The 13,347-nt window shown below is 58.1% G+C and carries 12 protein-coding genes; 4 read left to right on the top strand and 8 right to left on the bottom strand.

Annotated elements, in window-relative coordinates:
* Positions 1-4: 4 nt before the first annotated feature.
* The 6 genes from ACIQJ2_RS03485 to hppD all read right to left on the bottom strand — a co-directional run bounded on the left by ACIQJ2_RS03485 (position 5) and on the right by hppD (position 6,814).
* Positions 5-469 (bottom strand): hypothetical protein, encoded by a 465-nt coding sequence (locus ACIQJ2_RS03485; RefSeq protein ID WP_400665685.1) that lies wholly within the window; start codon positions 467-469, stop codon positions 5-7.
* 72 nt (positions 470-541) lie between these two features.
* The gene (locus ACIQJ2_RS03480) at positions 542-2,299 is read right to left on the bottom strand and encodes an alkaline phosphatase (protein WP_400665687.1); all 1,758 of its coding nucleotides are present in this window, start codon (positions 2,297-2,299) and stop codon (positions 542-544) included.
* A 207-nt stretch (positions 2,300-2,506) separates the two neighbouring features.
* On the bottom strand, positions 2,507-3,142 hold the full coding sequence (gene maiA / locus ACIQJ2_RS03475; RefSeq protein ID WP_400665689.1) for a maleylacetoacetate isomerase: 636 nt from the start codon (positions 3,140-3,142) through the stop codon (positions 2,507-2,509).
* A 5-nt stretch (positions 3,143-3,147) separates the two neighbouring features.
* Positions 3,148-4,164, bottom strand: a complete 1,017-nt coding sequence (locus tag ACIQJ2_RS03470; RefSeq protein WP_400665691.1) for a fumarylacetoacetate hydrolase family protein — start codon at positions 4,162-4,164, stop codon at positions 3,148-3,150.
* 121 nt (positions 4,165-4,285) lie between these two features.
* Positions 4,286-5,647 (bottom strand): homogentisate 1,2-dioxygenase, encoded by a 1,362-nt coding sequence (hmgA, locus tag ACIQJ2_RS03465; protein ID WP_400665693.1) that lies wholly within the window; start codon positions 5,645-5,647, stop codon positions 4,286-4,288.
* Between the two features lie 57 nt (positions 5,648-5,704).
* Positions 5,705-6,814, bottom strand: coding sequence for a 4-hydroxyphenylpyruvate dioxygenase (gene hppD, locus ACIQJ2_RS03460; RefSeq protein ID WP_400665695.1), 1,110 nt, complete (start codon positions 6,812-6,814; stop codon positions 5,705-5,707).
* Between the two features lie 130 nt (positions 6,815-6,944).
* Between hppD and ACIQJ2_RS03455 the strand changes: the two genes are divergently transcribed.
* The 4 genes from ACIQJ2_RS03455 (at position 6,945) to ACIQJ2_RS03440 (ending at position 10,705) form a co-directional block, all read left to right on the top strand.
* Positions 6,945-7,448, top strand: coding sequence for an Lrp/AsnC family transcriptional regulator (locus tag ACIQJ2_RS03455; RefSeq protein WP_400665697.1), 504 nt, complete (start codon positions 6,945-6,947; stop codon positions 7,446-7,448).
* A gap of 165 nt (positions 7,449-7,613) precedes the next feature.
* Positions 7,614-8,333, top strand: coding sequence for an SAM-dependent methyltransferase (locus ACIQJ2_RS03450; RefSeq protein ID WP_400665699.1), 720 nt, complete (start codon positions 7,614-7,616; stop codon positions 8,331-8,333).
* Positions 8,334-8,528: 195 nt separating this feature from the next.
* A complete protein-coding gene (locus ACIQJ2_RS03445) occupies positions 8,529-9,242 on the top strand; it encodes a hypothetical protein (protein WP_400665701.1) in 714 nt (237 codons plus the stop codon).
* Positions 9,243-9,397: 155 nt separating this feature from the next.
* Positions 9,398-10,705, top strand: coding sequence for a flagellar hook protein FlgE (locus ACIQJ2_RS03440; protein WP_400665703.1), 1,308 nt, complete (start codon positions 9,398-9,400; stop codon positions 10,703-10,705).
* A 380-nt stretch (positions 10,706-11,085) separates the two neighbouring features.
* On the opposite strand, the gene ACIQJ2_RS03435 is transcribed toward ACIQJ2_RS03440, so the two are convergent.
* Entirely contained in the window at positions 11,086-11,406 is a 321-nt protein-coding gene (locus ACIQJ2_RS03435; protein WP_400665705.1) for a hypothetical protein, read from the bottom strand.
* A gap of 789 nt (positions 11,407-12,195) precedes the next feature.
* Entirely contained in the window at positions 12,196-13,248 is a 1,053-nt protein-coding gene (locus ACIQJ2_RS03430) for a helix-turn-helix domain-containing protein (RefSeq protein ID WP_400665707.1), read from the bottom strand.
* Positions 13,249-13,347: the final 99 nt, after the last annotated feature.

Here is a 13,347-nt window from a genome sequence, read left to right as displayed (position 1 = left end):
CGCGTCAGGCCGTCTTGAAGGATGCGTCTCGGAGACGCAATTGGCTGATGAAGCCGGTCTCGGGATCCGTCCAGGAACCGAACTCCAATACGCCCCGCGCCACGATCGGCGCATTGTATTGCACGAAAGTCTGCTTGGAGGAGAGATAGACCACCATGATATTGTCAGGCCAATCGGCATCGGACGAGCAGAACGGGCAGAGCGACATCGGGATTTCCGTCAGGACGAAGAAAGCAGCCTCTGCCTTCAAGGGCGGCGCCATGAAGCCGTTGATCGCGACATCCTTGCCGTTCAGCTGCTTCACCTTATCGGAAAATTCGAGGCCGAGCGGACCGAAACTCTTGTAAAGTTCACCGAATCCGAGCCTTTCAGCGGCACTTGTCCGAGTGGCAACGCCAACCATGGGCAGCACGGCAGCGGCCGTCAGCAGTGCCCGGCGGCTGATGTTTGCGGTCTTTCTCTCAAACATGAGAACCCCCATAAAATATGCAGGGACAGGCGGCTTTGCGCCGCCTGTCCCAATTCGCTGGTATCGGCAGGCTTACATCTTCGTCTCGGTGCCGAGTGCGAAGGCATCGGCCAGTACCTTGTAGACGTCGCTCTGTTCCATGTAGCCGCGGAAGCCTTCCGCGCCCGGGCCTGCGGCCTGCAGAACGATATCGTCTACGGCATGAACGCCACTGTCTTCATCCTTCGGAATGTTGCCCTGAACGAAGACGGCGCCAGGTACGTCCTTGTAGGCTTCGTTGGCGACATATTCCTTCTTCTCGTTCTGGATCGCCGGGACGAACGGACCGTCGAGCTTCGGACGGAAGGTCTCGTAATGATCTGGACCGTTGTTGGCGGCCATGAACAGACGCCGGGAAACGTCGACGCGATCCGGATAGCCATCGCCATCCTTGTCTTCGTAGTTCGGGAAGCCGGCAGCAGCATAGGTGCCGACCTTTTCGCGCATTTCCGTACCCGGCTTATTGTCGTCGACGGTACCGATGATCGAGACGCCATGGGTATGGTCGCCGGTGACGACGATGAGCGTATCCGGGTTCTTGGCCTGGAATTCACGGGCAACGGCAACAGCCTTGTCGAACTCGATCGTATCGACCAGAGCGCGATCCCAATCGAGCGGATGGCTCATCTTGTCGATGGAGGCGCCTTCGACCATCAGGAAGAAGCCTTCCGGGTTCTTGGCGAGCTTGTCGAGCGCGACCTTGGTCATTTCGACAAGACCGGGCTGGTTCGGGAACTTGTCGACGGTGCCCTTCTTGAGGAACTCTCGGTCGAGCGTGACGTCGAGGTTGCCGGTGTGGAACAAGCCGAGCAGCTTGTCCTGGTTGGAGCCGGCAGCGGCAGCCAGTTCGTTCTTGTCGGTGGCAACGGCATAGCCGGCATCCTTGAAGAGCGCGATATAGTCCTTGTCGTCCTTGCGCTTCGAACCGGGTACGCTCTTGGCCAGGAAATAGGCCGAGCCGCCGCCGAGCAGGACATCCGGCTTGACGTCGTACATCATGCCGACGATCTCGGCCTTGTCGCCGCGCTTGCGGGTGTGGGAGACGAGCGCTGCCGGCGTTGCGTCTTCGACTTCGGCTGTTGTCACGATGCCGAGCGACTTCTTGCCGGTGCGGCGCAGGGCTTCACCGATGGTTTCGACCTTCGGATCGTCGAGGCTTGCCGGCGTACGGTCGGCGTAAACACCGAGCGCGTTCACGGCGGACTTGTGGCCGGTCATGTAGGCCGACATGGTGTTGGCGCTGTCGGTCGCGATGGCGGAAGTCGAAGAGGTGCCGATGAAGGCGACCGGCGGAACGTCGTCCATGGCGAGACGGCCGTTGGCCTTGCCCTCGGTCATGCCCTTGGACATGATGCGGGCGCCGGTGCGATGTGCAACCGAGAGACCGTCGCCGAGCAGGAAGATGATGTTCTTGGCCTTGGGAGCGGCCGACGTGCCGTAGACTTCCCAGTTGACCGATTTCTTCTCGTCGCCAGCCGCAACCTCGACCTTGTACTGACCGGGCTTGCCAAGCTTGATGCCGCGCAGGATGAGTGCAGATCCAAGAACCTTGTCTTCGGCACCCTTTTCCTCGGCGACGAAATCGGCGGCCTTGCCGAATACGGCGTCGTAGCTCTCGCCGTTGATCGTGACCTTTACGTCTTCCGGCTTGACGACCTTGCTGAATTCAACCTTGAAATCGAAAGGTGATCCCACAAGTACCGTTGCCCGGTCCAACGGATAGACCGTCGCTGCATTGGCGGCCCCAGCCAAAGCAGTTGCCGACACCATCGAAAGAAGAAGTTTACGCATTGAATACCCCCGCGTCTTGGTTACTTCCCCTTCCCCCATATAAAAGGCATATGACAGCCACATAAAAAGCGGGCAACTTTCTGCAACCGGCAATTCCAAATAGGAACCACTAAGGAATGCTGATTGTATGGGCACCATCTAACAGACGCGGCGAGACAAGCGGGGCTGATCGCCTCGCAATATGATCGGACCGAGCTCGAAGCTCTCCTATTGGGGCTTTGCGCGGTCCGGATGGGCGGCCTGAAAGGCAGACAGCTTGGCACATCTGCCGTCGATCTCGACGATCCGGGTGAGGTCGGTCAGATCAACACCCCAGCGGCGCGCATTGTAGACTTGAGGAACAAGACAGATATCTGCCATGCCCGGCGTATCGCCAAAGCTGAAGGCGCCGTCGAACTTGCCCAACATTCGCTCGAGCTTGCGAAGTCCATCGGCAATGAAATGCCTCATCCATTCCTCGCGAGCATCGCCCTTGTCCGTTATGGTCATGACATAGGCTGCGACATGCATGTTGCATATCGGATGGATGTCCATGGCAACCGCATAGGCAAGCGTCCGCACGTGCTGGCGGTCCGCAATGCCGGCCGGCAGCAATCCGCGTTCCGGCCGCAGCTCGGCCAGATACTCGACGATGGAGAGCGACTGTGTCATGACCTGCCCATCGATCACCAGCGTCGGAACGAGGCCTTGCGGGTTGAGCTCCAGATATTCAGGGCTCTTTTGCCTGCCTTCCAGCAGGTTGATCGGCACAGTCCTGTAGCTGATCCCGAGCATGTTGAGCGCGATGCGAACACGGTAGCTCGCCGACGATCTCCAGTAATCGTAAAGGACGACGTCGTTCATCGCGCCTAAGGCCCTTCATATTTCTGCACGGTCTGCTCGATGGCTCCGAAGATCGAGTGGCCGGTGCGATCATGCATCTCGATGCGAACCTGATCGCCGAAGCGCATGAAGGGTGTTTTCGCCGCGCCGGTCTCGATCGTCTCGATCATGCGGATCTCGGCTATGCAGGAATAGCCGTCACCACCATTTCCGACCGGCTTGCCCGGCCCGCCATCAAGCTTGTTGGACACAGTCCCCGAGCCGACGATGGTGCCGGCAACGAGGTTGCGGGTCTTGGCAGCATGCGCGACCAATTGCCCGAAATCGAATGTCATGTCGATGCCCGCATTCGCCCTTCCGAAGAGCTTGTCGTTCAGCGTGACCAGCAACGGCAGATGCAGCTTGCCGCCATCCCAGGCTTCGCCCAGTTCATCGGGCGTGACCGCGACGGGCGAAAAAGCCGATGACGGCTTGGACTGAAAGAAGCCGAAGCCCTTTGCCAGCTCCTGCGGGATCAGACCGCGCAGCGACACGTCGTTGACGAGCATCACTAGGCGGATTGCTTCCCGGGCAGCTTCGGGGCTGGAGCCCATGGCGACATCTCCAACAATGACCGCCACCTCGCCTTCCATGTCGATTCCATAGGCTTCGTCGGCAATAGCGATCGGATCGCGTGGAGCGAGAAAGCAGTCGGAGCCGCCTTGATACATCAACGGATCCACCCAGAAGCTGTCGGGCATTTCGGCATTGCGTGCCTTGCGCACCAGTTCCACATGGTTGACGTAGGCGGAGCCGTCGGCCCATTGATAGGCCCTCGGCAGCGGCGAGGCGGCGTCATGCTCGTGAAACCGGATCGTCGGCTGGGCACCGGTCTCGATCCCTTCGGCAACGCGCGCAAGCCTCGGCGCCACATGCTCCCAATCATCGAGCGCCGCCTGAAGGGTGCGGGCGATATGACCGACCTCCGAGCAGATGGTAAGATCGCGCGAGACGACGACAAGCCGGCCGTCTCTGGTCGAGTCTTTCAAAGTCGCAAGCTTCATTGTCTGGTTCCACTGTCAGAGAATGCGGAAGGCCTAAAGAGCGAAACGCGCTTCAGGCCCCTAATTTTTCGTAGGTCGTTGCCGCAAACGGCTTCTCAGGTTTGCGCGACATGCTCTGTCTTCACTTGATACCCGGCGTGCCGTCAAATCTCCGCTCCAGATTGTCCCAGCACTCCAGATAATCGTCCTGCAACGTTTCGAGCTCGGCCGCGTATTTTGTCAGCTGCTGCGGAAACCGCGTCTCGAACATGAAGGCCATGGTGTGGTCCAGCTTCACGGGCTTCAGCTCGGAACTGGATGCCTTTTCGAAGCCGGAAGCGTCAGGTCCATGCGGAAGCATCATATTATGCAGGCTCATACCACCTGGCACGAAACCCTTTTCCTTCGCATCATACTGGCCATGGATAAGGCCCATGAACTCGCTCATGATGTTGCGGTGATACCAGGGCGGCCGGAAGGTGTGTTCGGCCACCAGCCAGCGCGGCGGGAAAATGACGAAATCGACATTCGCCGTGCCCACACTTTCGGTCGGTGCCGTCAGCACGGTGAAGATCGACGGATCCGGATGGTCAAACAGGATAGCGCCGACGGGAGAGAAGGTCCGCAGGTCGTATTTATAAGGTGTGTAGTTGCCGTGCCATGCCACCACGTCGAGCGGCGAGTGGCCGATCTCGGTGACATAGAATTTTCCACACCATTTGACGTGCACGCGGCAAGCCGTCTCCTTGTCTTCGAAAGCAGCAACGGGCGTCTTGAAATCGCGCGGGTTGGCCAGGCAGTTCGCGCCGATCGGCCCGCGATCCGGCAATGTGAACTTGGCGCCGTAGTTCTCGCAAATATAGCCGCGCCAGACCTTTTCATCGCCGAGGCGCGAGACCTTGAACATCATGCCGCGGGGGATGATGCAGATTTCAGAGGGCTCGACGTCGATGATGCCCATCTCGGTAAACACCCTGATGGCGCCGACCTGAGGGACGACAAGCAACTCGCCATCGGCATTGAAGAAGTAGTCGTCGACCATGTCCTCGTTGAAGACATAGGCATGAGCGGCCATACCGGCCTGGGTCAGGACATCTCCGGCTGTCGTGATCGTGCGGATCCCCTCAAGGAAAGTCAGTCTCTCGCTCGGCTCCGGCAGCGGATCCCAGCGAAGCTGGCCGAGCGGAAGCGAGTGATCGTCGAGGCAGGGCGCGGATTTCCAGAGCGGATAGGAAGCGTTCGAAAAGCGGCGCGTGTGGCGAACGCTCGGACGAATGCGATAAAGCCAGGACCGTTCGTTGGTGCCGCGCGGCGCGGTGAAAGGCGAGCCGGAGAGCTGCTCGGCATAGAGACCGTAGTTGCATTTCTGCGGGCTGTTCTGGCCCTGCGGCAAAGCGCCCGGCAGCGACTCCGTCTCGAAGTCATTGCCGAAGCCGGGCATGTATTGCAACTTCTCGGACGCCGTTGCCTGGCGGTCGGCAGCCTTCGGTATCGTTTGGTCCATCGCTCGCTCCTCCCGGAAATGCTGACGACCCGGTGCGAACACCGGGTCGCATAGAGATCACTCAGCTGCCGTGCCGATGACGCCGCGCTTGATCTGATCCGCTTCAATTGACTCGAACAGTGCGCGGAAATTGCCTTCGCCGAAGCCTTCATCACCCTTGCGCTGGATGAACTCGAAGAAGATCGGGCCGATGACGGTCTTGGAGAAGATCTGCAGCAGGATCTTCGTCAGGCCACCATTCACCACGCCTTCGCCGTCGATCAGAATACCATGTTTCTTCATGCGCTCGATGGGTTCTTCGTGCCCGTTCACGCGCGCATAGGACATATCGTAATAGGTCTCCGGCGGGCCCGGCATGAAACGCAGGCCGTTATCGGCAAGCGTATCGGTCGCCTGATAGATATCGTCGGTGCCGACGGCAATGTGCTGGATGCCCTCGCCCTTGTATTTCTTCAGGAATTCCTCGATCTGACTAGTGTCGTCCTTCGATTCATTCAGCGGAATGCGGATCTTGCCGCAGGGCGAGGTGATCGCGCGGCTGACCAGACCGGTGATGCGGCCGTCGATGTCGAAAAAGTGGATCTGCTTGAAATTGAACAGGTCGCGGTAGAAGTCCCACCACTTGTCCATATTGCCGCGGAAGACATTGTGCGTGAGATGGTCGAGGAAATAGAAGCCGACACCCGTCGGACGCGGGTCGCGCTCGCCGGTCCAATCGAATTCCGCCTCGTAGGCCGATCCCTTCTTGCCATAGGTTTCGACGAAATAGAGTAGCGAACCACCAATGCCGACGATGGCCGGAACATCGAGCGCCTTGTCATTTCCCTCATAAGGAACGGCGCCCTTCGAGACGGCATGTTCGAAGGCGTGCTTGGCGTCGACGACGCGCCACGCCATCGACGGAGCAGCGGGACCGTGCTCCGCAATGAACCGAGCGGCATGGCTGCCGGGCTCGGCATTCAGGATGTAGTTGATATCGCCCTGGCGCCAGACGGTAATGTCCTTGGCCTTGTGCTTGGCGACCGGGGCATAGCCCATGCGCGTGAAGAGCTCGCGCAGCTTTTCGGGTTCGGGATGAGCGAATTCGACGAATTCGAAACCGTCGGTGCCGGCCGGGTTGTCGGCGGTGATTTCGGACGGCGGTGCGTCATGCGGGAAAGGACCCATGTTCTCCTCCTCGGAAGGCCAAACCTTGATGATGCAAAGTATGGCTCCAAACGCGCGCAATGTGCTTGCATTCTCGATGCGAGGCGCAAATATTATACACGATCTGTGAGCATTTTGGAAGTTTTACGCAATGGATGAACAACTCGACAAACTGGATCTGCGGCTGCTGGAGGAACTCCAGAAGGATGGCAGGCTGACCAACAATGAACTGGGCGATCGCATCGCCCTCTCCCCGTCGCAATGTTCCCGGCGACGTACGCGGCTGGAGGCGGAAGGCTATATCCGCGGCTATCAGGCCAATCTCGATCGTCAGAAGCTCGGACTGGATATGCTCGTGGTCATTTCCGTGACGCTCGCCACCCACAACAGAGACAATGCCCGCCGGTTTTCCCAGCTGATCAATGGGCTGCCGGAAGTGCTGGAGGCCTATGCGCTCACCGGTGAGATGGACTATCACCTGAAGGTCGCAACCCGCGGGCTGGCTGGTCTGTCGCGGTTCGTCAACGATGTGCTGCTGCCTCATGAGTCCGTGCAGCATGTAAAAACTTCGATCGTCCTCGATACGCTCAAGACCTTCGAAGGTTTTCCAGTGCCGGTCTCACACGGCTGGCATGGTGACGGCGTGCGATCATAGTCGCTGGCAACTCAGGGACGAGTTCACATTGAAAATCCGTGCCGGCAGCCGGATGACTTTTTTAGATCCTCTGCCGGTTGCCATAGAGGCGTATCCCTACCAATCCCTCTTCAATCGTGCTTGAAGAAAGCCTTCCTTTGCAAGGACGGGTGAGGATAGGCTTGCATGGCACACGCGGAAGAACGGACACGACATTTTGACGAGTTTGCCGACGTCCTGCTCCGATGCCATCACGTCTATCGCCCAAACATGGACTCCATTGCGCTGCTCAACGCAGTCGAAAGCCGACGTCAGATCGAGGTGTTCGACTATATCCGTTCGGCAGATGCCTTCACACGTGCCTTCGGGATGCGCAATTCGCTGAAATGCCTGCGGGCACTCGCCAATCTCGGAAGCAGGATCCACAGCTATCGGAGAGTATGCGATCTCGGCTGCGGCTCCGGCGCATTCAGCCTGGCCTTTGCCTATCTCGCCGATAATCCCAATCTCGAGCTTCATGGATTGGATGCGTCGGAAATCCAGCTTTCGCTCGGCGAGCAACTCATGTCAGCCGCAGACCTTCCGGGAAGGGTCGAATTCGAGCGGCGGAACCTGCCCGCGCAGATCGGCTACCGTCCCGATCTCACGATCTCCTCATATTGGTTTTGCGAGAATGAGCATGTGATCCTCGACCCCGTACTGTTCGATCTGACGGTTGGGAGAGAAATGCTCATCGTCGACTACGAAAAGATCATCGACCGCGTTGCCAGCTGCCTTCCACAGGGCTTTCGCATTCTTGCACGACATAGTTCGAGCGTGGACATCCCTGCCGCGCTGACCGAGTTCGTCGCCCAGGAGAGGGCAAGCGTCCACAGCATCCACATTGGCCGAACGGAGAATTGGTGAACACGGCGGCATAATAGCAGCCTTCCGTAGTTAACGGGCCAATTGCCGCATCCTCCCTCTTCGCGCAATCCGGGACTTGCCGGCGGCGAGCTTTTCTCCATTTTTAAGCCTCGATAAGACCGGCAAGGGTCTGCAAGGCCGAAATTCCTGCTTTCGATTGCGCATGGTTTGCCCGCACAAAGGATCTCATCTCTCATGATCTTCCGCTCTTCGACATTCATCCGGACCGTTGCGCTGGCGAGCGTGGCCACCATCGCGCTGGGCGCGCAGCCTTCGATGGCGCAGGATGTGCCCGCCACCTCACAATGGCCCGACACTCCGACTGCACGCGTCGAAGCCCTTGCCGTTCTCCAGACACTGAATGCCGAACTGCTGAGCAATGCCAGCGCCACTCTGACGCTCGATCGTTGGTGCGCAGCCCACAAGCTTGCACCGGCCGGAACAAAAATCGTGGCGCAGCGCGTGCGCGGACAGGACAAGCAGGCCGATATCCACATTCGCGAACTGCTGGCCGTCAAACCCGATGAGCCGGTTGCCTATCGCCGCGTTCGTCTCGCGTGCGGAGATCGTGTCCTGTCGGAGGCGGATAACTGGTATGTACCGTCAAGATTGACGGCCGACATGAACGAGGCCTTGAATTCAAGCGATATCGCCTTCGGGAGAGCAGTGCAGCCTCTCAACTTCACCCGCACGAACCTCTCGGCCAAATTGCTCTGGTTACCACTTCCCGAAGGTTGGGAGATGGCACCGGATCTTCCGGCACCCACAACCGGCTCACTCTCCTTGCCGCCGCTCCTCCTTGAGCATCATGCGGTGTTGAAACTGCCGGATGGTACCCCTTTCAGTGCATTGGTCGAGAGCTATACGCGCAACGTACTGGATTTCCCGGCCCCTGCGCTCCGGCAATAGGGTATTCGTCAGACTGCGACTTCAGGAGACCCGCCGCCGCAACACATGCCATGGCTCGACGAGATTGCCTCAAGCTTGCGCCGCAAAGGCAAAAAACCAGCTTCACACAAGTCACTCTGGCTATCGTGGCTGCATCAGCAACGTGCGAGGAACCAATGAGCATCTTTGGTAGCATGAAAACGGCGATTTCAGGCATGAATGCGCAGGCAAATCGCCTCAGCGTCGTGTCGGATAACATCGCAAACGTCAATACAACCGCTTATAAGGCAGGCTCTGCGAGCTTCTCATCGTTGATTCTGCCTTCGGGCGGCGGAGACTACAATTCCGGCAGCGTCGAGACCCATGTCAGCTATTCCGTGTCGAAGCAGGGCGATACCATATCGACCTCCTCGAATAGCAACCTGTCTATCCAGGGCGCCGGTTTCTTCGTGGTCCAGGGTGCCGACGGCAAAACGGTTTTGACGCGTGCGGGTGACTTCGCCCCCGATGCAAACGGCAACCTCGTGAATTCCGCCGGCTATACTTTGATGGGCTATTCCTACGCGTCGGGCGCTCCGGCTGTCGTGGTCAACGGCTTCGATGGCCTGATACCGATCAACGTCAATCAAAGCGGCCTTGCTAATTCCGCATCGACATCGGGCAGCTTTACCGGCAACCTGAATTCGAATGCAACCGTCGTTACCGACCCGACAACTCTCCCAGGCGCCGGTCATGCTCCCAGCACGGCGACGGTAACTGCAAATACCCAGAAGAGCTCGGTTGTCGGCTACGACAAACTGGGCAACACCGTCATGTATGACGTCTATTATACAAAGACTTCGGCTGCCAATCCTACGGCCACACCTCCGACAACGGATCAATGGGAAGTAGCCGTCTATCGCAATGCCGATGCGAATACGACGGGTGGCAGTTCGTTCCCCTATTCATCTGCACCTGTTGGAAAAACCACCCTGTCGTTCGACTCGAACGGAAATCAAACCGGCACGACTGGAAATTTCCCCATTGTCGACCCAAAGACCGGCGGGACGATCCAGATGGATCTGACCAAGATGACGCAGAAAGCCACGGACTTCGCTTCGAAGGGTTCAACCAACGGACAGGCGGCAAGCCCGGTCACCGGCGTCAGCATCGACAAGAACGGCGTCGTCTACGCCAATTACAAGACCGGCGATCCGAAGCCGATCTACCAGATCCCGTTGGCAACCGTCGCAAGCCCGGACAAGCTGACACCTCTCAGCGGCAACGTCTATCAGGCAAGCGCCGAATCCGGCGTCACGGTCACGAGCTTCGCCAACAGCAACGGCCTCGGCTACATCCAGTCCAACTCGCTGGAAGCCTCGAACGTCGACTTGGCCGGCCAGCTCACCGATATGATCCAGGCGCAGAAGAGCTACACGGCTAACTCCAAGGTCTTCCAGTCTGGCGCCGACCTGCTGGATGTCCTCGTCAATCTTGCACGCTGATCTTTCTCTCCGCATGATCAAAGGGCCCCATCGGGGCCCTTTTTTGTTGGGACATATAGCGGCGGGCTCCAGGCAAGCGGTAAGCGTCGAATGAAAAACGCATCGGCATGTTTCGGACCATAATCCCAGCTTCGGTCCCGTACGCCGGTAACAATTCATTTGTGCACGACATGGTAACATCGCACTCAGACCCAGGGTTGTGCGATGGTGAATTTAGACAACGGCTTCTTATCGAGCTTCGATTGCGGCCAACGGATAGGGGCAGTGTTTTTTGCCATATTCGAAGCCCTGCCTAACGCATCTGGCTCCATCTGCACCACAGAAACAGAGACCCCGTTTGGTCACAAACCGGGGCCTCGGTGGAGGCCGGAACTCCCAACCTATTGAAGGCCCTGCTGACGTTGGAGGAATTCGCGGTTGGAAAGATCTTGCTGGACATCTTGTTGATGTCTTGCTTGAGCATCCTGCGTTCCGTCATCTTGATCCATCGACGCCTGCGGTTGGCCATTGGCATAACCACCGACCTTGTCGGCGGTCACCAAATGAGGCACATCGGATCCGGGAGAATAAACCTCATACAGCTGATTGCTTGCCCCCTGGTTTTGGTCCTGGCCAGCCACGCAGCCAGTCAAAACAAGGCCCATGATGCCAAACAATGGCACGACATGGCTCGTTCTCTTATTAAATTTCCGGTCGGCCATTACTTTCCTCACCTTGTTGTGACATAGCTACCGCCCCCTCCTCCGGGAGCCACATGGATATGTGGCTGGTATGAGTATCAAGATAGTGCAGTCGGGCTTTTCTCCCCGAAGATCCCCCCCGGGCGTCGGTTGCGCGGTCATTGCGGCTGCGGCGCTTGTCGTGGACGGAAGTGACGACCTCGACGTCGTCTCGCGGCCTGGTCGCCGTCGGCATGGATAAGCAGGTAATTCCTGCTCAGCTGAAATTTGCTGTCGAAATGCTTAAGCGGCCACCCGATGAGACTGTTCATCGGCATGCTGACACAGGTCGTGTGCGAGACACACCGGCTCCGAGCTCCTGATAAATATGATTGCGGCCTGCGGCACCCAACTCGCCGACTTGCACTTGGTTGAGCTGACCATCATCGAAAGCCCGGACATGGCCAATCGGCTCTTGCAGCAGGGAGGGAGATCGGGCGTTTTCGGCCATCGGCTTCAGATCCTGGCTCGGCTTCTGCTGCGTTTAACCAGATGATGAATGCATAAGAAAGCCTCCCATTGCAAGCGTATCGTATGCCAACATTGAACCGCACTTGAAGCGTTCTGTCTTTGAGCACAGCATCATCACAATCAGAGAAAACGCCGCGGCGACCTTCCATGGCGCGAATACCGGACATCAGGTAAAGTCGATGGCGAGGCGCTTCAGGGATGGCCGGTGCACGGAGCTTGAATGCATCAATCCCTCACTCAGCGACAATTGGCATAGAAGCAGATATTCGAGTGGTCGATGCGATCGGCACCCCAATAATCTCAGCGATCGGGCGTGCCGTAAGGCAATGTCCAGCCTAACGGCCGATTGACATGCTCTGAGTGATGTTGGTCAACACCATGTTTCAAAATGGAAGCGCGGAGGTTCTCCATGGTCTCACTGGGCGTGTGGCCGAATTCGGCCTTGAACAAACGGAAAAAATACTTCTCGTTCGCGAAGCCGTGATGCCAGGCGACCTCGGCGATGCGAGGTTGGGTCCGGTTGGGATCCGCCAGCATCTGATAAGCACGAGCCAATCTCTTGCGCTGTATTTGACGCATAATACCGCCGCTGCCTTCAAACACCTGGTAGAGTTTTGCCCGCGAGAGGCCGACGTCCCGGCAAATACGGTCTGGTGCGAGATCGGTATCCAGCAAATGCGCATCGATATAGCGCAGGATCCGGTCACGCAGCATGTCGCGTATCGGACTGCGGGCTTCGCACAATGAATCCGGTGTCGAGGAGACTGCAGCCGTTAGGAGTTGGAGAGTCGACTGGACGATATGGGGGATCTCCTGATCGCTCAGACTTGGCAGATTTCGGAATAGCGACAGCAGATGGTCTCCCAGAAGACGGCCTATGCCACCGGTCAAACTTTGCCCATGCAAGAGCTCCGTCTGGCTCGGCAGAAGATCTCTCGGCACCACCAGGGAGATTACGTCACCGGCCTCGACAACGGAGTCGTTGATTTGCGCAGCATCTAGGACGAACAGATCGCCGGCAGTCTTGATGGATAGAGGACGAGTCCATCGACAGAGAAATCGGCCACTCAGAACCAAGGTGAACCTGAAGAAATCAAGACCATCGGTCCGGATATGGCGCTCGGTACGGCGAACTTCATATGCAGAAGCTCTAGTCTGATCGAGCCACATTCTGCCGGAGAGAATGAGAGGCCCAAGCGTGGCACCGGTTGCTCGCGCATTGAAGGCCAAGGGAGCACCATCCTGCAATCTGCAATCACAGTGATTGTCTTTCACCCATACCGGAAACCGGTCTTTCTCAGGAAAGTCGAGGGTGGAAAAGTTGAATATCGGGATCGAGGATATTTGCGCCATGCTTCCTTTATCCACCGCCTGCGATGCCGCGGGAACGATAACGTCTGCCGCCTGGCCGGTTCATCATCAGAGCCGTCCCGGTTTAGGGTCGGCCGTCTT

It is taken from the genome of Rhizobium sp. NPDC092011, assembly GCF_044756305.1.
GTDB lineage: Bacteria > Pseudomonadota > Alphaproteobacteria > Rhizobiales > Rhizobiaceae > Rhizobium.
Note: the sequence above shows the minus strand (reverse complement) of the source record. Positions and strands in the feature narration are given on the sequence as shown.

Bases quoted from the DNA above. Each gene is read 5' to 3' on its own strand.
- ACIQJ2_RS03485 (WP_400665685.1), bottom strand. From the start codon at position 469: ATGTTTGAGAGAAAGACCGCAAACATCAGCCGCCGGGCACTGCTGACG.
- ACIQJ2_RS03480 (WP_400665687.1), bottom strand. From the start codon at position 2,299: ATGCGTAAACTTCTTCTTTCGATGGTGTCGGCAACTGCTTTGGCTGGG.
- maiA (WP_400665689.1), bottom strand. From the start codon at position 3,142: ATGAACGACGTCGTCCTTTACGATTACTGGAGATCGTCGGCGAGCTAC.
- ACIQJ2_RS03470 (WP_400665691.1), bottom strand. From the start codon at position 4,164: ATGAAGCTTGCGACTTTGAAAGACTCGACCAGAGACGGCCGGCTTGTC.
- hmgA (WP_400665693.1), bottom strand. From the start codon at position 5,647: ATGGACCAAACGATACCGAAGGCTGCCGACCGCCAGGCAACGGCGTCC.
- hppD (WP_400665695.1), bottom strand. From the start codon at position 6,814: ATGGGTCCTTTCCCGCATGACGCACCGCCGTCCGAAATCACCGCCGAC.
- ACIQJ2_RS03455 (WP_400665697.1), top strand. From the start codon at position 6,945: ATGGATGAACAACTCGACAAACTGGATCTGCGGCTGCTGGAGGAACTC.
- ACIQJ2_RS03450 (WP_400665699.1), top strand. From the start codon at position 7,614: ATGGCACACGCGGAAGAACGGACACGACATTTTGACGAGTTTGCCGAC.
- ACIQJ2_RS03445 (WP_400665701.1), top strand. From the start codon at position 8,529: ATGATCTTCCGCTCTTCGACATTCATCCGGACCGTTGCGCTGGCGAGC.
- ACIQJ2_RS03440 (WP_400665703.1), top strand. From the start codon at position 9,398: ATGAGCATCTTTGGTAGCATGAAAACGGCGATTTCAGGCATGAATGCG.
- ACIQJ2_RS03435 (WP_400665705.1), bottom strand. From the start codon at position 11,406: ATGGCCGACCGGAAATTTAATAAGAGAACGAGCCATGTCGTGCCATTG.
- ACIQJ2_RS03430 (WP_400665707.1), bottom strand. From the start codon at position 13,248: ATGGCGCAAATATCCTCGATCCCGATATTCAACTTTTCCACCCTCGAC.